Origin of the sequence: Flavobacterium taihuense (assembly GCF_019351435.1) — a bacterium.
In the GTDB taxonomy this organism is placed as follows: domain Bacteria; phylum Bacteroidota; class Bacteroidia; order Flavobacteriales; family Flavobacteriaceae; genus Flavobacterium; species Flavobacterium taihuense.
The window spans coordinates 37,119-58,878 of record NZ_JAHWYN010000010.1; the positions used below are offsets into that span (position 1 = coordinate 37,119).

23 protein-coding genes and 1 riboswitch are annotated in these 21,760 nt (G+C 34.2%); of the genes, 7 read left to right on the forward strand and 16 right to left on the reverse strand.

Features of this window, described 5'->3' with window-relative positions:
• Positions 1-27 precede the first annotated feature (27 nt).
• From KZH69_RS12225 to KZH69_RS12240, 4 genes are all read right to left on the reverse strand, one after another.
• A complete protein-coding gene (locus tag KZH69_RS12225) occupies positions 28-567 on the reverse strand; it encodes a GFO_1091 family lipoprotein (protein WP_219317761.1) in 540 nt (179 codons plus the stop codon).
• 1 nt (position 568) lies between these two features.
• On the reverse strand, positions 569-1,096 hold the full coding sequence (locus tag KZH69_RS12230; protein ID WP_219317762.1) for a GFO_1090 family protein: 528 nt from the start codon (positions 1,094-1,096) through the stop codon (positions 569-571).
• A gap of 192 nt (positions 1,097-1,288) precedes the next feature.
• The gene (locus KZH69_RS12235; RefSeq protein WP_219317763.1) at positions 1,289-1,738 is read right to left on the reverse strand and encodes a PG0215 family putative anti-sigma factor; all 450 of its coding nucleotides are present in this window, start codon (positions 1,736-1,738) and stop codon (positions 1,289-1,291) included.
• Positions 1,725-2,234: a GFO_1088 family ECF-type sigma factor gene (locus KZH69_RS12240; protein WP_219317764.1), complete on the reverse strand. Its 510-nt coding sequence runs from the start codon at positions 2,232-2,234 to the stop codon at positions 1,725-1,727. The genes KZH69_RS12235 and KZH69_RS12240 overlap by 14 nt, the downstream gene beginning before the upstream one ends.
• A 127-nt stretch (positions 2,235-2,361) precedes the next feature.
• Here KZH69_RS12240 and KZH69_RS12245 point away from each other — a divergent pair, with 127 nt between their 5' ends.
• The gene (locus KZH69_RS12245) at positions 2,362-3,864 is read left to right on the forward strand and encodes a GFO_1087 family putative carboxy terminal peptidase (protein WP_219317765.1); all 1,503 of its coding nucleotides are present in this window, start codon (positions 2,362-2,364) and stop codon (positions 3,862-3,864) included.
• A gap of 186 nt (positions 3,865-4,050) precedes the next feature.
• Here the strand turns inward: KZH69_RS12245 and KZH69_RS12250 are convergent, their stop codons facing one another.
• The 8 genes from KZH69_RS12250 to KZH69_RS12285 all read right to left on the reverse strand — a co-directional run bounded on the left by KZH69_RS12250 (position 4,051) and on the right by KZH69_RS12285 (position 11,765).
• Positions 4,051-5,112, reverse strand: a complete 1,062-nt coding sequence (locus KZH69_RS12250) for a YncE family protein (protein ID WP_219317766.1) — start codon at positions 5,110-5,112, stop codon at positions 4,051-4,053.
• A 4-nt stretch (positions 5,113-5,116) separates the two neighbouring features.
• Positions 5,117-6,970 (reverse strand): TonB-dependent receptor plug domain-containing protein, encoded by a 1,854-nt coding sequence (locus KZH69_RS12255; protein WP_219317767.1) that lies wholly within the window; start codon positions 6,968-6,970, stop codon positions 5,117-5,119.
• Between the two features lie 31 nt (positions 6,971-7,001).
• Positions 7,002-7,205, reverse strand: a riboswitch (cobalamin riboswitch).
• Positions 7,206-7,309: 104 nt separating this feature from the next.
• Positions 7,310-7,846, reverse strand: coding sequence for an alpha-ribazole phosphatase (gene cobC, locus KZH69_RS12260; RefSeq protein WP_219317768.1), 537 nt, complete (start codon positions 7,844-7,846; stop codon positions 7,310-7,312).
• Entirely contained in the window at positions 7,831-8,628 is a 798-nt protein-coding gene (locus KZH69_RS12265) for an adenosylcobinamide-GDP ribazoletransferase (protein WP_219317769.1), read from the reverse strand. Before KZH69_RS12265 ends, cobC begins: the two co-directional genes overlap by 16 nt.
• A gap of 5 nt (positions 8,629-8,633) precedes the next feature.
• Complete coding sequence (cobT, locus tag KZH69_RS12270) at positions 8,634-10,310, reverse strand: nicotinate-nucleotide--dimethylbenzimidazole phosphoribosyltransferase (protein WP_219317770.1); 1,677 nt, start codon at positions 10,308-10,310, stop codon at positions 8,634-8,636.
• Positions 10,311-10,446: 136 nt separating this feature from the next.
• Positions 10,447-10,956 carry a bifunctional adenosylcobinamide kinase/adenosylcobinamide-phosphate guanylyltransferase gene (gene cobU, locus KZH69_RS12275; RefSeq protein WP_219317771.1) on the reverse strand — a complete coding sequence of 170 codons (510 nt, stop codon included), beginning with the start codon at positions 10,954-10,956 and terminating at the stop codon, positions 10,447-10,449.
• 41 nt (positions 10,957-10,997) lie between these two features.
• Positions 10,998-11,372, reverse strand: coding sequence for a four helix bundle protein (locus KZH69_RS12280; RefSeq protein ID WP_219317863.1), 375 nt, complete (start codon positions 11,370-11,372; stop codon positions 10,998-11,000).
• Positions 11,373-11,402: 30 nt separating this feature from the next.
• Positions 11,403-11,765, reverse strand: coding sequence for a DUF5522 domain-containing protein (locus tag KZH69_RS12285; protein ID WP_219317772.1), 363 nt, complete (start codon positions 11,763-11,765; stop codon positions 11,403-11,405).
• Between the two features lie 96 nt (positions 11,766-11,861).
• Here KZH69_RS12285 and KZH69_RS12290 point away from each other — a divergent pair, with 96 nt between their 5' ends.
• From KZH69_RS12290 to KZH69_RS12305, 4 genes are all read left to right on the forward strand, one after another.
• Positions 11,862-13,004: an ABC transporter substrate-binding protein gene (locus tag KZH69_RS12290; protein WP_219317773.1), complete on the forward strand. Its 1,143-nt coding sequence runs from the start codon at positions 11,862-11,864 to the stop codon at positions 13,002-13,004.
• A gap of 62 nt (positions 13,005-13,066) precedes the next feature.
• Complete coding sequence (locus tag KZH69_RS12295) at positions 13,067-14,095, forward strand: iron chelate uptake ABC transporter family permease subunit (protein WP_219317774.1); 1,029 nt, start codon at positions 13,067-13,069, stop codon at positions 14,093-14,095.
• A 41-nt stretch (positions 14,096-14,136) separates the two neighbouring features.
• The gene (locus KZH69_RS12300; RefSeq protein WP_219317775.1) at positions 14,137-14,916 is read left to right on the forward strand and encodes an ABC transporter ATP-binding protein; all 780 of its coding nucleotides are present in this window, start codon (positions 14,137-14,139) and stop codon (positions 14,914-14,916) included.
• A 202-nt stretch (positions 14,917-15,118) separates the two neighbouring features.
• Positions 15,119-15,979 (forward strand): hypothetical protein, encoded by an 861-nt coding sequence (locus KZH69_RS12305; RefSeq protein ID WP_219317776.1) that lies wholly within the window; start codon positions 15,119-15,121, stop codon positions 15,977-15,979.
• 46 nt (positions 15,980-16,025) lie between these two features.
• On the opposite strand, the gene KZH69_RS12310 is transcribed toward KZH69_RS12305, so the two are convergent.
• Positions 16,026-17,633, reverse strand: coding sequence for a class I SAM-dependent methyltransferase (locus tag KZH69_RS12310; protein WP_219317777.1), 1,608 nt, complete (start codon positions 17,631-17,633; stop codon positions 16,026-16,028).
• Between the two features lie 312 nt (positions 17,634-17,945).
• Here KZH69_RS12310 and KZH69_RS12315 point away from each other — a divergent pair, with 312 nt between their 5' ends.
• Positions 17,946-18,443: a hypothetical protein gene (locus KZH69_RS12315; RefSeq protein ID WP_219317778.1), complete on the forward strand. Its 498-nt coding sequence runs from the start codon at positions 17,946-17,948 to the stop codon at positions 18,441-18,443.
• On the opposite strand, the gene KZH69_RS12320 is transcribed toward KZH69_RS12315, so the two are convergent.
• Both KZH69_RS12320 and KZH69_RS12325 read right to left on the reverse strand, forming a co-directional pair.
• Positions 18,430-18,882 carry a tRNA (cytidine(34)-2'-O)-methyltransferase gene (locus KZH69_RS12320; RefSeq protein WP_219317779.1) on the reverse strand — a complete coding sequence of 151 codons (453 nt, stop codon included), beginning with the start codon at positions 18,880-18,882 and terminating at the stop codon, positions 18,430-18,432. The genes KZH69_RS12315 and KZH69_RS12320 overlap by 14 nt on opposite strands.
• Positions 18,883-18,894: 12 nt before the next feature.
• On the reverse strand, positions 18,895-19,470 hold the full coding sequence (locus KZH69_RS12325) for a pseudouridine synthase (RefSeq protein WP_219317780.1): 576 nt from the start codon (positions 19,468-19,470) through the stop codon (positions 18,895-18,897).
• A gap of 166 nt (positions 19,471-19,636) precedes the next feature.
• Between KZH69_RS12325 and KZH69_RS12330 the strand changes: the two genes are divergently transcribed.
• Positions 19,637-20,005 (forward strand): hypothetical protein, encoded by a 369-nt coding sequence (locus KZH69_RS12330; protein WP_219317781.1) that lies wholly within the window; start codon positions 19,637-19,639, stop codon positions 20,003-20,005.
• Positions 20,006-20,123: 118 nt separating this feature from the next.
• Here KZH69_RS12330 and KZH69_RS12335 read toward each other — a convergent pair whose 3' ends face one another.
• Complete coding sequence (locus KZH69_RS12335) at positions 20,124-21,734, reverse strand: hypothetical protein (protein WP_219317782.1); 1,611 nt, start codon at positions 21,732-21,734, stop codon at positions 20,124-20,126.
• Positions 21,735-21,760: the final 26 nt, after the last annotated feature.

Sequence of the window (21,760 nt, forward strand, 5' to 3'; positions counted from 1 at the left end):
GATGATGATTGCAAATAAGCAAAAAACTTATTTCTTGATTAATTCCTGAAGTGGTTTCAATTGTTCTAAATCAATTTTTGACTCTTTTAAAACAGAAATCATATTCATAATATGGGTAGGATTCATGTCTTTCCCCAAGACTCTTACTACGGCAAAACCAGCATCATTTTTATTGGCAAAAAAAACAAATTCATTGATATGATCATCGGTACCTACGTAGGTTACAGAAGCGCCTTGCTTACCTGAATTAAACTTCATCAGCTGCTGATACTTTGGATCTTTTAGGATCAAATTCACTTTAGCTCTTTCTGCCTCAAACTGCGACTTGTTCTTATCATTCAATTTGAAAGCCAAAACATTTATTTTCTCAAAAGACTGTAAAGCTTCTTTCTGAACTACGGTTAATTTGGTTTTATCAACATCTAAAATGTTTGATGAAATATCCAACGCAATAAAGTCTTTGTTTTCGGTATTTTCAACAAAATATTTTTGCAGAGTAGGCTCTGAACTACAGCTTCCAAAAACTAGGCTGAAAAGCAGTGTGATTATAAATAGAATGATTTTCATCTTACTTTTTACCTTTAGTTGCTTTTTTCAAATCATCTCCTCCTGGTATTCTCATTTTATCTGTCAAAACCGAAATTTCATTCAGATCAAAATCGCCTGTCAATGACATCAAAACGGTATCTTCTCCTTTGCTTCCTTCAACAAACATCAGCAGTTCTCTTATCTGAGTATCTTTTACTCCAGATTTCACCATGATTTTTACATTTCTGCCTTTATCATTTATACGCATCAATTCTTCCAAACCGGCAGTTTTAATATATTTATCGGCCGCTGCTTTCATTTCCCCTTCTACCTTTGAGTTTTGAGTGGTAAACACCTTTAAATTGTCTAGTTTCTTGATCAGGTTCATGTATTGCTGCGCTTCTTTATCAGAAATATCAACTTTTACTTTACTCATCAATTCGAACATCTTTTTGTTTACGACTATTGATGTTACCTCTTCCTGACCGTCGAATTTATCGAATGCCGACTGGGCAAAAAACGGACTTGATACCAAAACTGCTACTAATGTGATTATTAACTTCTTCATTTTATTTTGATTTAATGATTATTTTTAAAATTTAAACTTGCAATTGGGCTTGAATGCTCTAGAATCACTCTCGCTTTATTTTTAATACTTTTATTTTTTAATCTACATTTCTAAAAATCTTTTGGGTTTGTCCCACAGATTGCTTCGTCGTTCCTCCTCGCAACTCTGGGTCGGGCTGTACATTCCCGCTTTTTATTCAACAAATACCTTATTCTTAGTTACTTCATACACTTGAATGTACTGCATCCCCTCGACACCGGCATTTACATTACTGGACAGCATAGCCAATGCTTTTTGCGTCGCTTCCAACGCTTCTTTGGGGTTTTCATAAGTACCCAATTCATTATTTTCTTTTACTTCATTAGCATTAAAATAAACATAAGTTCCTGCACCTATCAAAACTGCTATTGATGCCGCTATCGACAGCCATGCAGTTTTTTTCTTTTTAGAAATCAACGGTGCATCTTTGCCAAAACTTTCTTTTTTTGCTTCAGCAAAATACCCGAATAAAGGTTTGTATTGTTCTAAATGCGGTGCAACATCTGGCGAGGAAAAATAGTTTTTTAACTCATTTTCTTCTACAATACTCGTCTCTCCTTCAAAGTATTTTTCTAAAAGTGCTTCCATTTTATTGAACTCCATAACTGTGTGTTTTTAACATATATTCTCTAATTGTTTTCCTTGCTCTTGAAAGTGCTACTCGTACAGCAGTTTCATTCATCTCTGTAATTTTGGCGATTTCCGAAAACTCGCATTGTTCGATATCCCTTAATTGAATAATTAACCGCTGCTGTTCTGGCAATTGGTCGATAATTTTTTCAACCCATCTTAAACTGTCACAATCTTCTATTTTTTTATATAAGCTGGGTTCTTTATCTGTAAAATTACTGTGCTCTATTTTCAGATTACTCGCTCTTTTTGATTTCAGCTGATCCAGACAATAATTTTTAGTCATTGTCATCGCCATTGCTTCAACACTATTATACGCATCTAAATTTTCATTTTTACTCCACAATTTTACCAAAATTTCCTGAGTCGCATCTTCTGCTTCCTCTGTGCTTACGAGCAATCGCTTAGCCAATCGAAAGAGCTTGTCTTTGAATGGATTAATTAAAAGCACAAATTCATTTTGGTTCATAAATGCGGTTTTATTTGGTTGGTTATATAATCAAGACGAGTCACTATAATAATTGTTACAAAAAATAAAATTAAATCAAACTAAAGTTAGTATTTTTGCGTTCTAGTCTTACAAATAAATTAATAATATGAAGACATCTTTCAAAATTACACTTTTACTATTCATAGCTCTTTTTACTTTTCAGAGCTGCGAAGATAATGATGATGTCGCTCCGCCGGCAAATATTGAAGTTAATGACTTTATATGGAAAGGGCTTAATTTGTATTATTTATGGCAGGCCGATGTCCCTAATTTATCTGATAATCGTTTTGCAAATCAGGCTGATTTAAACACTTTTCTACACCAATATGAAAAGCCTGAAGAATTATTTGATGCTCTGAGAGTAAACGAATCGACCGATCGATTTAGCTGGATAGTCAGTGATTATCTTGAGTTAGAAGGTTCGCTTCAAGGAACTACAAAAAATGACGGTGTGGACTTTGGCCTTTATTATAAATCTTCTACCTCAAATGAAATATTTGGTTATGTTCGCTATATTATAAACAATTCTGATGCTTCTTCCAAAGATATCAAGCGTGGCGATATTTTTTATGGAGTAAATGGAACACAACTCACCGATAAAAATTACCAAGATTTATTAATAAACTCTGAAAATTACACGCTCAATTTAGCCAATTACAACAATGGTGCTATTACTCCAAACGGAAAATCAGTAAACCTGACAAAAACTGTTCTTAATGAAAATCCAATTTTAATCAATAAAGTTATTGAAAGTGGCGGACATAAAATAGGTTACTTAATGTACAATGGTTTTTATTCTACCTATGATACACAGCTAAATGATGCTTTTGCCACGTTAAAATCTGAAGGTGTTACTGATCTAGTTTTAGATTTAAGATACAACTCAGGTGGTTCTGTTCTGTCTTCTGCCCGTTTGGCCAGTATGATTACAGGACAGTTCACAGACAAAGTATTTGCTAAACAAAGATGGAATGACAAAATCAATTCCTATTTTGAATCCGAAAATCCAGAATCCCTGAAAAATTTATTCACAAATACAGTAGGAACTGCACCCTTGAATAGTTTAAACCTTACCAAAGTTTATATTTTGACGACTACCAGTACAGCTTCAGCAAGCGAATTGGTTATCAACGGATTAAAACCTTATATTGATGTAGTTCAAATTGGCGATGTTACTACTGGAAAAAATGTAGGATCAATCACAATCTACGACTCACCTACTTTTGGAAAAGAAAACAGAAACCCAAGTCACCGTTACGCCATGCAGCCTATTGTTTTTAAAACTGTTAATGCTGCTGATTTTGGTGATTATTTTAATGGTTTAACACCAGCAAAAGGTAATTTATTGCCAGAAGACATAAACAATTTGGGTGTACTTGGAAACTCCGAGACCAAAATGATTGATAACAAAGAAACTCTAATATCGAACGATCCTTTATTAGATTTGGCTTTTGCTAAAATCACTGGAAGACCTACAGGAATTACTACAAAAAAGAAAAAAAGTGTTCCTCAAATTCAATTTAATTATTTGGGCGATTCAAAATCAATTACTAATCAAAACCAAATGTATATTGACAAAGTTCCAGCTGGGCTTTTGAAATCATTATAGCAAATATAATTCAGGATAACAATTATATTTAAGAAGACACCTGAACTTAATAGAACTCAATCAAAAAAGGCTTTCATCACTGAAAGCCTTTCTTTTTTCAAAAAACAATACCTAATACGTTAATTAATCCAATAGAAATACCACAAACTATTAAACCTACAACCGTATTATACTATATTAAAAAAATTAATTATTAAAGTAAAACCCGTTTGGACCAACACCAACTGTTAATTCTTTTTGCAAGGTTCCAGTTAAGTTATAAATATAAGCTTTACTGTCAGCCTTATAATCTCCACTATCAGCCACGTAAATACGATCATTATTAACGGCAAATCCATATAAATTAGCAACTGTTGAAGCTGTTACAATTGGTGTAGTCGAAGCAGCTGTCGCATTCGTGTTTATGCTGTAAACTGAATTTGATACAGTATAGTAAATTTTATCATTATAAATATCCATGTATCCTGCCCCATCTAAAGCTTCTGGAAATGTGATTTTAGAAATTGTTTTGTCTGATAATTTTACTTTCACTATCTCGCTTCTGTCGGTATAAGGACTTCTTAAAATATATAGAATTCCATCTTTTTCTTCCATTGTATCTGCACTTAGTCCAATTGTTATCGGCGCTTCTAATGATTTTGCGGCAATATTTACAACCAATAATTTAGAGCTAGTGTAGGATTCAGTAATATATAATTTACCATTCTTTTCAACAATTCTGTTAGCTGTTGCATTCAAATCAATTTTAGATTCAAATTTATTAGTTGCCAAATCAATAACAGCAACATAATCATCTGTATTACCAGGAGCAGTAGCTGAAGCCCCCCAATCTGCATAAGTATTAGCATTAGTCACATAAGCTTTACCATCTTTTACCACGCCGTATCTAGGATTCAAAAGCCCTGTGTCAATTTTAGCTACTAATTTAAATGTATATCTATTAACCACATTTATAACTTTTGATCCTCCTGCAATAATATAGGCTTTATCACCATCAAAAAAAATACTTTGAGCATACTTACCAAGCAGGTCACTTCCATTTGCTGCAGTATATGCATCTTTTGTAAAAACACTGAAATCATCACTAGAAAATGATACTGTTCCCTGACCTGCACTTCCTTCATTCAGAATAAAAAACCCATTGTCATAATCTCCTTTTGGAGTGTTGTCGTTGTTATCATCGTCATTCGAACAAGAAACAAATAACGAAATACTAAACGCCATTAAAAGTAATTTACCAATCTTCATAATATTAAAATTTTAGAGTTATATACATATTGAAATTTCGACCCGGCATAGGTCTGTTTTCCAGGCTTTCATAATTTTCATTGAAAATATTTAAAACCTGAAAACCCAGTTTAAAAGAATTTAAGAATTTAAAAGCATAATCTATTCCCAGATTTGAAACGGTATAATCGTTTATGATTTCATCCGGATTATTATCCGCTCTGGTATAAACAAAACCATTATACAAAAACTGATAATAAGCAGTTATCCTATTTCTGGAATACGAAACTGAGGAAGTTACTTTATTGTAAGGAACAAAGAAAAGCTGGTTTCCAGTTGCATCATCTTCAGACACTGTGCAAGCATAAGAAGCATTGGCATTGAAATTATTTTTGCCAAACTGTTTTTTCCAGCTCAACAACGTTTCTGAACCATAACTGTTTACTCTATCATTATTGTGAGGAGACCAAACTCCATTTTTACCTGGAACCCACTGCAATAAATCTTTTATTTTGATATAATAGAAAGTCTGTGTAAGCGAAATGTCTTTGAAAGTAAACACATTCCCTATTTCTGCCTGATAGGAACTCTCTGGTTTTAAATCAGGATTTCCACCTGTCTCCCAATACAAATCATTAAAAGTGGGTATCCTGAAATTTCGTGATACATTCAATTTCAAATTGTACAGTTTATTAAATTGATAGGAAGAACCTAAAGAGAATAAAACAGGCGATTCGTAATTGTTTGTAAACTCTTTTCGAATACCAAACTCATTTTTCCAATAAGCCGAAAAGTCTTGTTTTACCAGTAATGAGGCTGAACTAATTTCGCGGACATGATTACCAAAACCAGTTCCATAACCATTTGTTCTATTGTAATCTAAAATTCCGTTTACCTGAGTCGATTTAAATAATTGGTATCCAAGGTCTGCTTTCGTTATCAAATTTTCTGTTTTTCCGTAAGTATATTGATTAGTTGAATTATCAGCAAAATATTGGTAGTTTTCAAAAATATAGGCTGTTTTTAAATTCGTAGTAAACCTGCCAAAATTTCCTTCATATTCTAATAAATTACGGTTAAAACCATTAACGTATTTACTTTTCATTTCAGATTCAGTCACTAAAGAAGTATTCCTATCTGTGTTTGATGTTTGACTGTAAAATTTAAAAACGTTTGTATCATTAAGTTTATAACCCAAATTAGCGCTCATTGTAATCACATCGTATTGACCATTTTGATTCCAGCGCTGTTCACCCTTCCAAGTATATTTATTCAGGTATTTGTAATCATTTGTAGAACTGTTTTTTGAAAAGCCAATTTGCGCACTCCATTTTTCAGTTGCGATATTGCTTTTATAATTAATTCCGATAGTATTAAAACTGCCATAATCCAGTTTTAAATTATTCTCAAACCGATTATAAAAACCCAAATCGTTATTCAAATGGACTGTACCTCCTATTGCTCCACTACCATAAAGTATGCTTCCGCCACCGGCTTTTACTGAGATTGAATTATAATCAGACCCTGAAATTGTATTAAAATCAGTACTGCCATTCATTTGCGAATTAATATTGATTCCGTTCCAGATTACGGCAGTCTGCGAAGAAGTTGTTCCTCTAAAGGAAACTGTCGAAAGCATGCCACGCCCGTATTCCTTAAAATAAAGCGTTGAATTAAAGTTTAATAAATCAGTCAGTAAACCTTCATTTTTATTGATAATGGAATCATTAAGTTTTAAAACCGATTGTGAATTGGAGTATTTTTTGAGATTTGCATCAGAAACAATAACTTCTTTTAAATTATTTATAGAATCATTTTGCGCCGAAATCAATTGGCACATTAAAACAAAAAAGGATACTATTAGTTTTCTTAAAGTCATAATTTCTGAACCTTTTTTCCCGAAAGTTCGATATTCGTTAAGAAAAAAGGCAGGTCTCCTGGCTTGCGTCTTGTTGTTCACCTTCCCATCTCGTTTTTAGAACGAGACAGTGGCATTGTAGATAACAACAAGCTTGATAGCTTACAGTTGCGGGAACAGCTTAGGTTTTGAACCTAATTCCCTTTTAATGTGTTTTCATAAAAAGTAAAACACAACCTTAATTCGGGTGCAAATATAAAGTTAAAAATATCGAAAACTAAAATTAATACATCATTTTAATTTCAATACAAATATAATAAATTGCTTTTCAATGTTTTAAAATTAAAAAACAACTCAGTTTTACATTTCAATTTTAATCACAGTTCCATAATCCAATTGTGTTTTAAAAGCATCTTTCAAAGGAATATTATTTATTCTACACAAAATACTTCGGATAACTCCAGAATGTGCTACAATGATAAGTGGTTTAGCATGTGTTTTAGAAATTTCAATATCTAAAAATTCTCGAACTCTATTGTCCAAATCTACAAACGATTCTCCGCGAGGAACAGCAATAGAAACAAAATTTTCCATCCAAGGGTCTAAAACTTCACGAGGAATGTCATTCCAACTTTTCAATTCCCAATCCCCAAAATTCATTTCCATCAATCTTGGATCTTCAATAATGGAATCAATTTGAGTACTTTCTTTGATGTGATTTGCCAAAATAATACAGCGTTGCAACGGACTAGAATACAAAATAGCCTCTTGAGGCAATTGGTTCAGAATGGATTCAAAAACAGCATCGTAAGGCTCGCGAATTCCGACATCACTCTGCCCATAGCAGATCCCCTTTTCACAAACCGTTTCGGTATGACGCACTAAATAAACTTCCATATCGCAATAATTGACAGATAAAAAATAACTTCACATACTTGTTGTGTTGCTCCTAAGCAATCTCCCGTATAACCGTCAATCCATTTTTGAAAATAACGGGCAAGAAAAAACCGAGCAATAAAAACTGGCACTAATGCCAATAATAACTGCCATTGAAAAAACGACAAAATAGCCAAAGGCAGCAATCCAAAAAATAAAGAACCAACTACTTCTTTCCAAGTGAAATTTTGAGCAATTGGTTTGCTTTTGCTCGACGCATCTGCTCTTGAATAGTGATGGGTGAATACTATAGAAATAGCAGATAAACGACTGATGGAATTTGCTGAGACAAAAAGAAGAAGATTGCATATTATAGATTGCATATTAATTATTTCAGATTTAGAGACCAAATTAAAAAGAGCGCTAAATTTCAGCAAAAACAACAAAACCAAACCAATAGCACCATAAGCGCCAATAGCGCTGTCTTTCATTATCAAAAGAATTTTTTCTTTTGTCCAACCGCCTCCAAAACCATCACAAACATCGGCAAAACCATCTTCGTGAAAAGCGCCTGTGGTTAGAATTCCAGCTATCATCGATAGTATCAATGCAATTTCAACAGAAAACACAATCGATGTCAGATAATAAACTCCAAAACAAATTCCGCCAACTATCCAGCCAATTAAAGGAAAATAGCGCGATGCTTTGTTTAAATAATCGGGATTGTGGTCGATGTTTTTGGGACACGGAATTCGGGTATAAAACATTAGAGCCGTGAAAAATATATGCAATTGTTTTTTCATTTTATTTATTTTTTGCTGATACCAGCAGATTCAAAACTGGCCATTTCATTCAAGAAACAAACAGCCGATTGAATAATTGGGAATGCAACAGCACATCCTGTCCCCTCTCCTAAACGTAAATCGAGCTGCAACAACGGTTGAACATTTAGATAATCCAATATTTTTTGATGACCTTGTTCTGCCGATGAATGACAGAATATCGCATTTTCTTTTACTGATGGATTCATTTTATAGGCTATTAAAAAAGCAATTGAACAAATAAAACCGTCCACCAAAATGAGCATATTGTTTTCTTTGGCTTGTAGCATTCCGCCTGTCATTTGCATAATCTCAAATCCTCCAAAGTAGGCTAACTTGCTTTGTAAATCATCTGACCCATTATAATTTTCAAGTGCTGTTTTCAGAATGTTTTGCTTTTGAATTAACTTATCGCCAATAACTCCGGTTCCTTTACCAACACAATCTTCGATAGGCAATTCCATAAGCACACTCATCAACACCGAAGCTGTAGAAGTATTTCCGATTCCCATTTCACCAAAACCAATGCAATTACAACCTCTTTCAAAAATGGTGTTTATTATTGCTGCCCCTTTAGCAAAGCACAAATCCAATTCGGTTTGACTCATTGCTGGACTTTGTAAAAATGACTGGGTTCCCTTTCCTATTTTAGCCGAAACCAAATTGGCATTTGTCGGGAAATCATAATTTACACCCGCATCTACAATGGTTAACCCGATATTATTTTGTTTGCAAAAGACATTGATTGCTGCTCCGCCTTCCAAAAAATTATTCACCATTTGTCGGGTCACATCCTGGGGATAGGCACTCACACCATGACTGGCAATTCCGTGATCGCCGGCAAAAACGACTATATTGGGATTTGTTATTTTGGGTTCTAATGTATGGAAAACGGTTCCTATTTGTTTGGCTAAACTTTCTAAAAGACCAAGTGAACCTGTAGGCTTGGTTTTATTGCCTATTTTTTGTTGAAGCGCCTCGCTTAGTTCGGAGTCACTCGAGTGAGATGGTGCCGTTCTTCGCAAAGACTCAGGAACCAAAACAGGAAATGAAAACAAAATTTCTTCAACACATGGAGTTTCCTGTTTTTGTTTCCAATTCAGTTGTTGCAACATGGGTTGGTTGTCATAATTCGTTGCCGGTTTACCTACGCAAAAATACCCCAAAGGTTCTATGTTTTCGGGCAATCCTAAAAGCTTTTTGAACTGATAATAATTTAGAATCGAAACCCACCCCATCGAATAGCCTTGTTCTGTCAATGAAAGCCAAATGTTTTGAGCGGCACAAACGGCACTAAACTTTATCGCTTCATTACTGCCGACAGTTCCAATAGTGAAATTATTCAAAACCGAACGGTCGTAACAAATCACCAATCCGAGTGGTGCTTCTTCAATCGCTTCGAGTTTTAAAGATTTGTATTGTGATTTTTGCCCTTCATCATCGGTTAGGTTTGATGCCTTTTGGTCGTAATCTAAAAACAGTTCTTTTACCGCTTTTTTAATTTCAGCCGATTTAATCAGGTAATATTTGGTAGCATCGGTCAGACCTACAGAAGGCGAATAATGTCCTGCTTGTAGTGCTTTTTGAATCACTTGATCTGGCACTTCGTCTTGAGTAAAATGTCGGGTGTCGCGACGTGATTTTATAATTTCATCTAATGTCATTATGTGCAGTTTTTGCGTTAGGGATTGTAGTGGTATCTCCCGATTTAGAAAAACAAGGCTTTTTAGCCGTAGTTTTTTGTTAATCGGGAATATAACGAAAAGCCCGACCCTCAGGGAACGCCCAAATTTATAAAATCTAACCTTTTATTTTTACTGGAATTCCGGACACCATTAACACAACCGTTTCGGCTTTCTGAGCGATGTATTGATTCATCCAGCCTTGAAGTTCTGTGAATTTTCTACCAATGTGTGTTTCGGCGTGAACTCCCATTCCAATTTCGTTGGTCACAATAATAATCGTAGCATTTTCTTGTTGGGAGATGGCATCCAATTCGGCTTTGGCTTGTTCCAAACTTAAGGCAACGTCGTTCTTGGTATCCACAAAAAAGTTGGTCAACCAAAGTGTCACGCAATCCACAATAGCCACTTTTCCGAAGAAATCAATTTCACTCAAATACTTTTCCTTTTCTATGTTGACCCAACGCTCATCTCGGTCTTTTTGATGACGGTCGATGCGTTTCTGGAAATCTTCATCCCACTTTCTGGCAGTTGCCACATACAATGGTTTTTCGGATAATTCTTTGGCTAAATTTTCGGCATAACTGCTTTTTCCGGAGCGTTCTCCACCTGTAACTAAATATATCATTTTAATGGTTAATTATTAATTGTGAATTGTTAATGATTGATTTACAACGAAATTGATTTTGGAACTAATTGATTTTTGGAAGTTTTAAGAATGCTTGTTATTAATTTTAAAATTGCAATTGCATCGTTGTAAATGTTTTCAAATTCTTTTTCATTTAAATAATCAGCTGCTTTTCGCAATTCCAACCAATAAACAACTTCGTTGGCTTCTTTCTGACCAATTGCAAATTTATGAATGAAATCATTTTTGCTTTCAGCGTGTTCAGCTTCTCTAATCATCGCACCAATACTTGTTCCTGATCTCAAAAGTTGCTTAGATAATACAAATTCCTTTTTATTACTATTTAAATATTGATAAAGTCTGACGATTCTAATAGCAAAATCAAAACTTTTATTTTTAACGATATTGTTCTTGATAATTAACAACTAACAATTTATAATTAACAATTAGTACGGACAATGTGTGCAATCGCTTTTACAACAATATCCGCGTTTGAGATGAAACCAAGGTTTAAAAACATAATTTCCATCCTCAAAATAATAATCAATTCCTTCGATAATATTTGCGGTTTCGGGTAATAACGAAGCTTTATTACCTATCGCGGTTTCGGGAGTTATTGTAACCACAAATTCGTCTATTTTGGTAGAACAAGCCTTGGTAAAACAACTTGGACAAAGACAATCTGTAATATCCAAAGGGTTGAAAATAGGAGGAAAATTGTTGCACCAACATTTCTCTCCTTCCAATGTATCACCACAATTAAAAGGCATTTTACAACTAGAACAATATTTCTCTTTTATAATATTCATTTGGTAAAGATAACGTTTGTCTCATTTTTTACTGCAAAAATTAAACAAGAAATTTATAAATTAATATACCTTTGCCGTTATTGTAAAAAATATATTATGCGATTTTCATTCTACAAAGTTATTTTAGTCACCATTCTCTTTTCTTTTTTTGGATGCCAAAAAAACGAAAAAAAAGGCACTATAAATGATTCTAACTCATCAAATAGCATTCAATTTGCTAAAAATTTAGCCGTTTATAAACATCAAGGCTATACTGTGGTGAGTGTAAATAATCCTTGGCCGGATGCCGTTAAAAATTTCACTTACATTCTAAAAGAGAAAAACGGAATCGTTCCAGACAGCTTAAAAAAATACACTCAAATTCCTGTTCCATTACAATCCATTGTAGTGACTTCGACCACTAATATTCCTTTTTTGGAAATGTTGGACGTAGAAAAATCACTGATTGGATTTCCTCATACCGACTACGTTTCATCCGAAAAAACGAGAGCCTTAATCGATGCCGGTTCCGTTAAAAATGTAGGTCAAAACGAAAAACTCAACATCGAACAGCTTATTGAACTAGCACCGGAACTTATTGTTACTTTTGGAATTGACAACAACAATCCCACTCTTGAAAATTTACAAAAAAGCGGATTAAATGTGCTCATTCAAGCTGATTGGATGGAGCAATCCCCACTTGGAAAAGCGGAGTGGTTAAAGCTTTATGGTGCTTTATTTGGTAAAGAAAAAGAGGCCGATATTTTATTCGAGAATATCGTAAAAGAATACAACAACGCTCTAGCATTGGTTGCCACCAAAAAACCAACATCGACTGTTTTGTATGGTTCGATGTATCAAGATCAATGGTTTGTGGCCAAAGGCAGTAGCTGGGTTGCCCAATTTATGAAAGATGCCAAAGCAGATTATCTTTGGAAAGACCTCGAAGGCACCGGAAGTCTTGGATTGTCTTTTGAAAATATATTGGACAAAGCCAAAACCGCTAATTTTTGGATTGCAACAGGTTCCTTCAAATCATTATCGGAACTAGAAAAAGCAAACCCACATTACAGTCAGTTTGATGCTTTTTCAAATAAAAACATCTATACTTTTGAAGGAAAATTGGGAGCTACCGGTGGTACTATTTTTTATGAATTATCTCCTTCCAGACCTGATTTAGTGCTGAAAGATTACATCAAAATTTTCCATCCTGAATTGCTTCCCAACTATACATTTACCTTTGCTCAAAAACTGAATTAAAAACAAATTACGAGACCTAACAGGTTTTGAAAACCTGTTAGGTCTTTGCTAAAAAAAGTGAATTGAACAATCCAAAACGAAATACAATCTTATTCTCATTGCTTTTTTTAGGGCTCATTGTGCTGTTTTTTGTGAACATCAGTCTGGGGTCGATTACAATCCCTTTCAAGGAAGTTTACACCAGTCTGACAGGTGGACAATCCAGTAAATCGACTTGGGAATATATCATTATCAATTACCGTTTACCCAAAGCGATTACTGCTGTTTTGGTTGGAATGGGATTATCAATAAGCGGATTATTAATGCAAACTTTATTTCGAAATCCACTTGCTGGACCTTACGTTTTGGGGCTCAGTTCTGGTGCCAGTTTGGGAGTTGCTTTTGTAATATTGGGAGCGAGTGTATTGCCATCCATTTTGAGTGGTATTTTATTGTCTCCTTACGGAATCGTTTTGGCATCTACGCTCGGCAGCACCACCGTTTTATTATTGGTTTTATTAGTCTCGCAACGACTACGTGACACTATGGCTATTTTGATTGTTGGGCTGATGTTTGGCAGTTTCACCAGTGCAGTTGTTGGTGTTTTAACCTATTTCAGTTCGGCAGAACAATTGCAAAAATTCACTTTTTGGTCGATGGGAAATTTGGGTAATTTGTCCTGGTCATCCATTCTTATTTTATCAATTTGCGTGTTATTGGGATTATTCCTTAGCTTACTTAGTATTAAGCCTTTGAATGCACTCCTCCTTGGCGAAAATTACGCCAAAAGTATGGGGTTGAATTTCAATAAAGCCCGACTTATTATCATCTTGGCAACGAGTATTTTGGCGGGAAGTATAACAGCTTATGCGGGACCTATTGCTTTTATAGGATTGGCCGTTCCCCATATTGCCAAATTAGTTTTTCAAACGAGTAATCATACTGTTTTATTCTGGAGCACTTTGCTTTTTGGAGCCGCAATTATGTTGATTTGCGATGTAGTTTCACAAATGCCTGGAATGGAAATTACGTTACCAATCAACGCTATTACTTCGATATTGGGTGCTCCTGTAGTGATTTGGTTATTGGTTCGAAAGAGAAGTTTTAAATAATAATAAATATTTAAAAAGTTAAAGATATAGAAACAAAAAATATGACAACCAACATCCTCACCACTTCCAGTTTAAGTATTGGCTACACTTCCAAAAAAGAAACTGTGACCATTGCCGAAAACCTCAACTTGAACTTAAAAGCAGGGAAACTGATTGCTTTGATTGGAGCCAATGGAATTGGAAAATCTACTTTGTTGCGAACCATTACAGGAATTCAAAAGCCTTTGCGCGGAACTGTTTTATTGAAAGATAAAAAAATATCTAACTACGAACCTTTGGCATTGGCTCAAAATTTAAGCATGGTTTTGACCGAAAAATTACCTCCCAGCAATTTAACTGTTTTTGAATTAGTAGCGCTGGGGCGCCAACCGTACACCAATTGGATTGGCACTTTATCTGACAAAGACATTCAAATCATTCATGAAGCAATCGAACTAACGCAAATTGGTCATTTATCCCAAAAAAAACATTACGAAATAAGCGATGGACAACTTCAAAAGGTTTTGATTGGAAGAGCTTTGGCACAAGACACCCCTTTGATTATCCTTGATGAGCCCACTACTCATTTGGATTTATTACACAAAGTTTCGTTGCTCAAACTCCTGAAAAAATTGACTCATGAAACCGGAAAATGCATTTTATTTTCGACTCACGATATTGATATGGCGATACAATTAAGTGACGAAATGATTATCATGACTCCGGAAACGGTGATACAAGACGAACCTTGCAACTTAATTAGTAAAGGGAGTTTTACTACTTTATTCAAAGATGAACATATTGTTTTTGACAGCGAAAAAGGAAAGTTTATGATTGTTTGATTCTTTTCAATATCAAAACTCCATTATCCCACATTAATTCTAAAGTTTTCAATAACTGAATACCAAAAATTATATTTTTTACACAAATAAAAAACCACTGAATATCAATCATTTACAATAAATATTGTAAATTAGCATTCTTTTTTACTTCCCGAATCTTTACTGATCTACATTATTAAAAACAATTTTAAACTTTTTAATTATGGAAAATTTGTTTAGAGTACCCAAAAAAATTATTGCTTTAGGTTTATTCCTTTTCCTTTCTTCTTGTAGTCAGAATGAAATGGTGAATGGTGATGTACAAAACAGCGCTTCGCAATCTCTTACTGCGAAAATTAATTCAGGAAAACTCAATGTATTTAAAGGCCCTGAGGTCACTCTTGGATACGGAAAAGTTCGTTCATGGATTAGTATCGACAAGAATGGCTATCCTAATGAAATAGGAATTGAAATTACACCAGACGCCCTTAAAAACCTAATAACAGACAATGCCAAAACTCTTCCCACTGACGGCCGAACAATTGTTGTTCCCCTACATCTCAAAGCGAAACAATACATTCCTTTTGACCACATAGGACTCAATTGGAATCCTCACGGACACCAACCTGAACATGTTTTTGATGTACCTCATTTTGATTTTCATTTTTATATGATATCGGTTGAAGAGCAAATGGCAATACCAGAATGGTCTCCTGAAACTGATGCCACTTTCAATCTATATCCTCCCTCTGGTTATATGCCCGCAGATTATGCAACTCCTCCTGGTCCGGCAACCGCGGAACCTCAAATGGGAAAACACTGGGCTCCAATTAATTTAGGAGATTACCTTCCTTTCTCCAAAATTCTGATTTATGGCTCTTATAACGGTAAAGTAATTTTTGTTGAACCCATGATCACTTTAGATTATTTACTTTCTAATTCTGAATTTCATGTAGATTATTCCCAGCCTGAATTTTTTCAAAAAGCAGGAAATTATCCAACAAAATATAATATTTATCATGATGCAACCACTGGAAACACCTACGTAACGCTGAGTGAATTTGTATCTAGAACTAAAATATAAATAACAAATGAGGAAGATAAAAAGGCTTCCTCATTTCATTTCTTCCTCATTTTCCTTTCAACAAATTAATACTCACCGTTGCAAGTTCCGAATCTGGGAATTTTTTAAAATAGTTAAGATCTGGCAATAATCCAGCTTCGGCAGCAATTTTGTGAAGCACTTCAACCTCAACTATAAATTGGTCTGAAAAACCATGTGTAGCATCATAAGCAGTGGCTGCCGTTTTGCCTAAGTTCATTGCGCTTAAATGAGGAGCTATCGTATGCAATTCAATAATAAGCAAACCGAATTTATGAACATACGGCGACCATTTTTTGAAGTGTTCCAATAAATTATCTTCCACCAAATTATTACTTACTCGAACACCTCTGTGTGCAAATGCTCCTGTTGAACTGCTTATTCTTCCTTTTGTGATTTGTTTTGGCATTTCCCAAATTCGATTGTGATCCAGAAAAGTTCTCACATTCAACAAATCTTTTAAATCGATATTATAATTTTCTTTTAAATCTTCGGCTAACAAATCAGGGCGACCAATATCTCCCCAAATCACTTTGGCCCAAATATCAGCTTTAATCAAATTGGCTCTTGTTACTTTTAGAGCAGCCTGATTATAATCGGCTCCCACAAGAAATAAAGGATAAGTATTGAGTATTTTTCCTCTCAACGTTTGACGTTCAATCACATTAAAAATATGTTCCAAGAAAGCGCCGTTTCCGCAGCCCATATCCAGAATTCCTTTGGGTTGTTCCTCAATGGGTAAATTAAACAACTTGATGATAATTTCATCCACTACTTTAAAATAAGCATCATGAGCTCCACCACTTCCCCAAACATTCATCTCGCGATCTACATGAATTTCTTCTTCTCCATCTCCTACAATTCTTAAAATAGAAGGGTTACCAAAAATTAATTCATCGATTTTACTAAAGGTAGGCAAATACGAAACCGTTACCCCATAAGCAGAAGCCCTTTTTGCAAAAAACAAACCTGTTTCAGTAAATTGATAATTGCCGTTCTTTTTGGTAAACCAACCTAAATAAACCAGAAAATCAAGTATGATTTTGAAATGTTCGGGAGACTTATGGAACTCCTCTGGGCGAAAGGAAATCTCCATAAAATATTTATGAAACATGCCGCTCATTCCGAGACGAACCACTGTTGGACCAACCAAAAAACCTTCAATATGCTTTAAAATTTGATGTTGAATGGTATTGGTCAAAGAATCTGTTGAGAATGAGATTCCAAAATTGTTTTTGTATTTTTCGAAAATAAATTTTAGACGTTCAAAAGGAGCTTCTTCAAATAATCTGGGGTGAAAAGCCATAGAAAACTGCAACAAATCTACTACATCTTCATACAATGGAAACAGAGAAAAAGCGATTTCACTTTTTTCATTAATACTGATGGTAATTAGGTCTGTACTAGAATCAACCTCATAATTGAGGAAACCTTGAGAGGCCAAAACCCGTAAACCCACATTGAGGTAGCCTTCATTGGCTTTAAATGTATCGGTGAGTTCGGAAAGCCTTATTTCTTTTTTGTCTAAAATATAAGTTAACACCCCTTTTTTATACAAACAAAAAGCTACCGGAGCGGTTACTAAACCGTCGAGATGTCTAAAAATAGTACTTCGCAAGGAAACGTTATCAATCATAAAAAGAGATTTAAGACCTACTATTGTCTATCTCAAATATATGAAATTTCCTTTAAAAAAAACAGATTTTCATTCGAACCAATTAATTTTAAACTCCTCATCCTAAATACGTAATCCAATCTATCACTTTGTCTCTCACAACTAAATTAGCAAGATTGAAACTTGTGATTAATAATAACATTAGGAATGGTCAAATAGTTCTAGATATCCTATTAAGGGATAAAAATCATTCTTGAAAAGAAAAAAAGGAAAACTTACTTTCAAAAACCTACCATAGTTGTTTATCTTTGTAAGAGTCGTAAAAACCTAGAGATGAAACACTTTCTCAAAATAATCTTGTTTTTTTGGATTGTCGTAAGTTCGGCACAGACAAAGTTAGAAATGACTCCTAAAGGATTTGCTCCTCTGGAAATAGATATGCCCAATCAACCCGTTCTTAACTTAATAGAACAATCTAAAGAATGGGCACGGTATTACAATGAAAAAGGCTATGATGTTTTTGATGTTACTAAAAATTCCTTAACCATCGAAGCTCGATATGAAAATGCTTATTACTACTGGAATTTAGCCGTAAAATATAATTTTGACATCAAATACAGTCTTAAAATTGTGTTTGGAGAAAATCAAAAATATACCCTTACATTTACTGTAAAAGAAATATATACTGATAGGGTTCTGATGAAGACTATGGTAGCCGATTTTTTTACTTCTGAAGGCAAAGTCAAGGAAGATTTCAAAGATGTAAAACCTTCATTGGAAAACACCGCAAATAGAATTATCAAATCTTATATTAATTTCATAGCCCGATAATCTGTCTTTTGGCTTCTCCAACCACAAAAGCAACTGAATTGGCAATGTTAAAACTTCTGATTAACGGAGACATTGGGATCGTCAGGTGGTTTTCGAATAATGCCAAAACTTCGGCGCTCAAACCAACACTTTCTTTGCCAAAAACCAACCAATCCCCGTCTTGGAATTGATTTTCCAAATAGGATTTTTTGGCATGGGAACTCATCAAGAAAACTCTTGATTGGTCTGGAATTTGTGACATCCATTCGGCTACATTTTTATATTCGGTTACATCAAGATGCACCCAATAATCAAGCCCGGAACGCTTCAGATTTTTATCATTTATCACAAAACCAAAAGGATGTACTAAGTGCAAACGGCTTTCGGTGCCAACGCACAAACGGCCAATATTTCCTGTATTATTAGGTATTTCGGGTTCTACGAGAACGATATTTAGCATTTTTTTACTTGTTTATTCATTTGTTTGAAAATCTTCCACTTCTATAACTTCTCCCGCCTGTAAGTCCTTCAAATGTACGTTTCCTATTCGGACTCTTACTAATCTCAAGGTAGGAAATCCAACAGCTGCCGTCATTTTGCGCACTTGGCGAAATTTTCCTTCATTGACAGTAATAGAAACCCACGAGGTTGGACCGTGACGTTCATCCCGAATCTTTTTGCCTCTTGCTCCAAAATTAGGGATTTCATTTACGATAAAAGCTTCGCAGGGTTTGGTAATGTATTTTGTGCCATTAAATCCAATCTCAACACCATTTTTCAACAGTTCAATAGCTTCTGGTGTGATTATACCATCAACTTGGACATAATATTCTTTATCTACTTTTTTACTCCGAATGATTTCACTCATTTTTCCATCGGTTGTCAATAACAATAAACCTTCAGAATCTTCATCAAGCCGACCAATTGCCATAGTTCCAGCAGGAAAATCGTGTAATTCTCCCAAGAGTTTTTTCTTGCGTTTCAATTCGTAAATAAATTGACTCAAATAACCATAAGGCTTGTGAAGGACGAAATGGTGGTGCGACATTGTCTATTTGTTTTGTGAATGCAAAGATAGATTTGTTTTTTCAGTATAAAAAAGAGAGCTACAGATTTCATTTCATAAACTAAACGCTATGTTAATTAATTGAATTACTGCAGATAAAAAGCGTATCATTATAGTAATTATAGTAGTAACACTAAAACTTAACGATATGGAAAGCACTAATTTAGGCTCAAAAAAAACCAATAACAAGCAAAATTCTGAAACCGAATCCATTGGCGGAAACTTGAATACAGAAACATCAAAACTTAAAGAAGAAATTGAAATAGATGCGCACGGACATGAAAAAGTAGTACAAAGGGTTCAGGATATCGATAAAACTACACCATTAGCAATATTAGATGAAAACGAAAAAAAATGGTTAGAAAATGAGACTCTAACTCGCGGTGTTGCAACAGAAGCTGATATAAAAAAAACAGTTGAAAACAGAGACCGAAATTCAGACATAACACCCAATAGGTATCCAAACTCGAATCCGGATAATCACGTAGATCGAGGGAATCAGAAATTGGATGAGTAAAATTTATTATTCGTTTTTAAAATAATTTAAAATGCTAGATTCTACCCAAAGAGAATCTAGCATTTTTTTAGTTACCCCAACAAAAAATCAAATACCATCGTAACCTTAATTTTTAAAACTAAAATGAAACATTCAAACCTACATTAAACATCCATTGAAATTGATTGAATGATTGATTCTCTAATGGGTTGATGTAATAATTCATTCCAGGTTCTACAAAAAATTTGGTTTTTTTATAGAATTCATATTGCAAAGTACTGCTCAATAAAGTTCCGTATACATATTTATTTACATTGTTATTTTCTCCAATAGAATTTCCATTCAAAGCAATATCATTAGAGATTAGCTTACCTACAAAACCTCCTGTATTCATTGTAATATTCGTTTTCTTTTTACTCAAAAGCGCATACGAAACTTCTAATGGCATTTCAAAATACTTCAAATTTTGTGTAACATTTCCTTTTTCAAAACCATTATCAGCATCGGAACTTGATGCAAACATATAATCTTCATTATTGGAAATAAAAACAACTTCATAATTACTTTTAGAAGAGCTAGGCTGATAAACAGTATTGGCAAGCGGCAATGCTCCGGATACCATACTGGAGTAACTTTGTTGCTCATAATAAGCAACCCCAGCTATTTTTTGACCAAGTTCATTAATTTTGAAACCTGAACTTACTCCCCATTTTTTATTCAATTTATAATTGGTTTTTATACCGTAGCCACTAGATTGTTTGGATTCGACCGTATTTCCAAGTGCTTTTTGATTGTTATAATTTTGCGAACTCATAACACCAGCAAACACTTGAAGCGACCATTTATCATTTTGTTCTAAAACCACTTCCTTCTTCGTTTTATCTTTATCTCTTTGTGCCAAAGCCTTTTCCAACTGTTCAATTTCGGATTTTATTTTGCTAATTGAATCCTTTGAACTTGTTTTTTCTTTAATCCCTTTATTGCTCATGAATCCAGAAAGATCGTAACTTTGATTACTTACAATAGATTTATTATTGGCATTTGTTTGATTTACGAGAACTGATTTACTAATTATAATCTCTGATTTTGAAATCGTATTTTCTGCAATTCCTTTATGTTTATTTACTTCTGAAATATCCCCGTTTTTTTCACTAACTATTGCATTTTTATTTGAATTTGAATTACCGACTTGGGCAGATTTGTTATTTGGCAATACAGATGTAAGAATAGCTGAAGTAGAATTTTGATTTGAAACTATTGCATTCGATCGTGATCCACTCTTAGCAATTTGAATCTTTCCCTTCCTTCTCCACTGATCCAGATTAGTAATTTTTGCAGAATCATTTGCTTTAGACAAAATTTTCGAAACTGTTGTTGTCGCAACTTGATTGTTATTTAAGTCATTATTTTTAATTCCTATATCATTGAGATTATTATTCTCGTTTTGATCTTTATTCCCATCCTGAGTAGTCTTGCTATTCAAATTCGCATCCTTTTGCAAAACAACTTCATTCACATTATTTCCCACATTGATTTCAAGACCATTTCCTAGATTGGCATTAAAATACAAAATAGCTGGAACAGAAAGTCCAACTACTAAACTAGCAGCAATCGACCACCAAATAATGGCACGTTTTTTCTTTTTAGGTTGATCTAATTGCGCTTCAATTTTATCCCACAATTCGGGAGGTGGAACACTGGAGAAGTTTTCCAATGAAGAAAAAATAGATTTTGCTTTTTTATTTTTCATGCTTTATTACTATTAGCTTTTACGGA

Coding starts and splice junctions, on each gene's coding strand:
- KZH69_RS12225 (WP_219317761.1), bottom strand. CDS start 567: ATGAAAATCATTCTATTTATAATCACACTGCTTTTCAGCCTAGTTTTT.
- KZH69_RS12230 (WP_219317762.1), bottom strand. CDS start 1,096: ATGAAGAAGTTAATAATCACATTAGTAGCAGTTTTGGTATCAAGTCCG.
- KZH69_RS12235 (WP_219317763.1), bottom strand. CDS start 1,738: ATGGAGTTCAATAAAATGGAAGCACTTTTAGAAAAATACTTTGAAGGA.
- KZH69_RS12240 (WP_219317764.1), bottom strand. CDS start 2,234: ATGAACCAAAATGAATTTGTGCTTTTAATTAATCCATTCAAAGACAAG.
- KZH69_RS12245 (WP_219317765.1), top strand. CDS start 2,362: ATGAAGACATCTTTCAAAATTACACTTTTACTATTCATAGCTCTTTTT.
- KZH69_RS12250 (WP_219317766.1), bottom strand. CDS start 5,112: ATGAAGATTGGTAAATTACTTTTAATGGCGTTTAGTATTTCGTTATTT.
- KZH69_RS12255 (WP_219317767.1), bottom strand. CDS start 6,970: ATGACTTTAAGAAAACTAATAGTATCCTTTTTTGTTTTAATGTGCCAA.
- cobC (WP_219317768.1), bottom strand. CDS start 7,846: ATGGAAGTTTATTTAGTGCGTCATACCGAAACGGTTTGTGAAAAGGGG.
- KZH69_RS12265 (WP_219317769.1), bottom strand. CDS start 8,628: ATGAAAAAACAATTGCATATATTTTTCACGGCTCTAATGTTTTATACC.
- cobT (WP_219317770.1), bottom strand. CDS start 10,310: ATGACATTAGATGAAATTATAAAATCACGTCGCGACACCCGACATTTT.
- cobU (WP_219317771.1), bottom strand. CDS start 10,956: ATGATATATTTAGTTACAGGTGGAGAACGCTCCGGAAAAAGCAGTTAT.
- KZH69_RS12285 (WP_219317772.1), bottom strand. CDS start 11,765: ATGAATATTATAAAAGAGAAATATTGTTCTAGTTGTAAAATGCCTTTT.
- KZH69_RS12290 (WP_219317773.1), top strand. CDS start 11,862: ATGCGATTTTCATTCTACAAAGTTATTTTAGTCACCATTCTCTTTTCT.
- KZH69_RS12300 (WP_219317775.1), top strand. CDS start 14,137: ATGACAACCAACATCCTCACCACTTCCAGTTTAAGTATTGGCTACACT.
- KZH69_RS12305 (WP_219317776.1), top strand. CDS start 15,119: ATGGAAAATTTGTTTAGAGTACCCAAAAAAATTATTGCTTTAGGTTTA.
- KZH69_RS12310 (WP_219317777.1), bottom strand. CDS start 17,633: ATGATTGATAACGTTTCCTTGCGAAGTACTATTTTTAGACATCTCGAC.
- KZH69_RS12315 (WP_219317778.1), top strand. CDS start 17,946: ATGAAACACTTTCTCAAAATAATCTTGTTTTTTTGGATTGTCGTAAGT.
- KZH69_RS12320 (WP_219317779.1), bottom strand. CDS start 18,882: ATGCTAAATATCGTTCTCGTAGAACCCGAAATACCTAATAATACAGGA.
- KZH69_RS12325 (WP_219317780.1), bottom strand. CDS start 19,470: ATGTCGCACCACCATTTCGTCCTTCACAAGCCTTATGGTTATTTGAGT.
- KZH69_RS12330 (WP_219317781.1), top strand. CDS start 19,637: ATGGAAAGCACTAATTTAGGCTCAAAAAAAACCAATAACAAGCAAAAT.
- KZH69_RS12335 (WP_219317782.1), bottom strand. CDS start 21,734: ATGAAAAATAAAAAAGCAAAATCTATTTTTTCTTCATTGGAAAACTTC.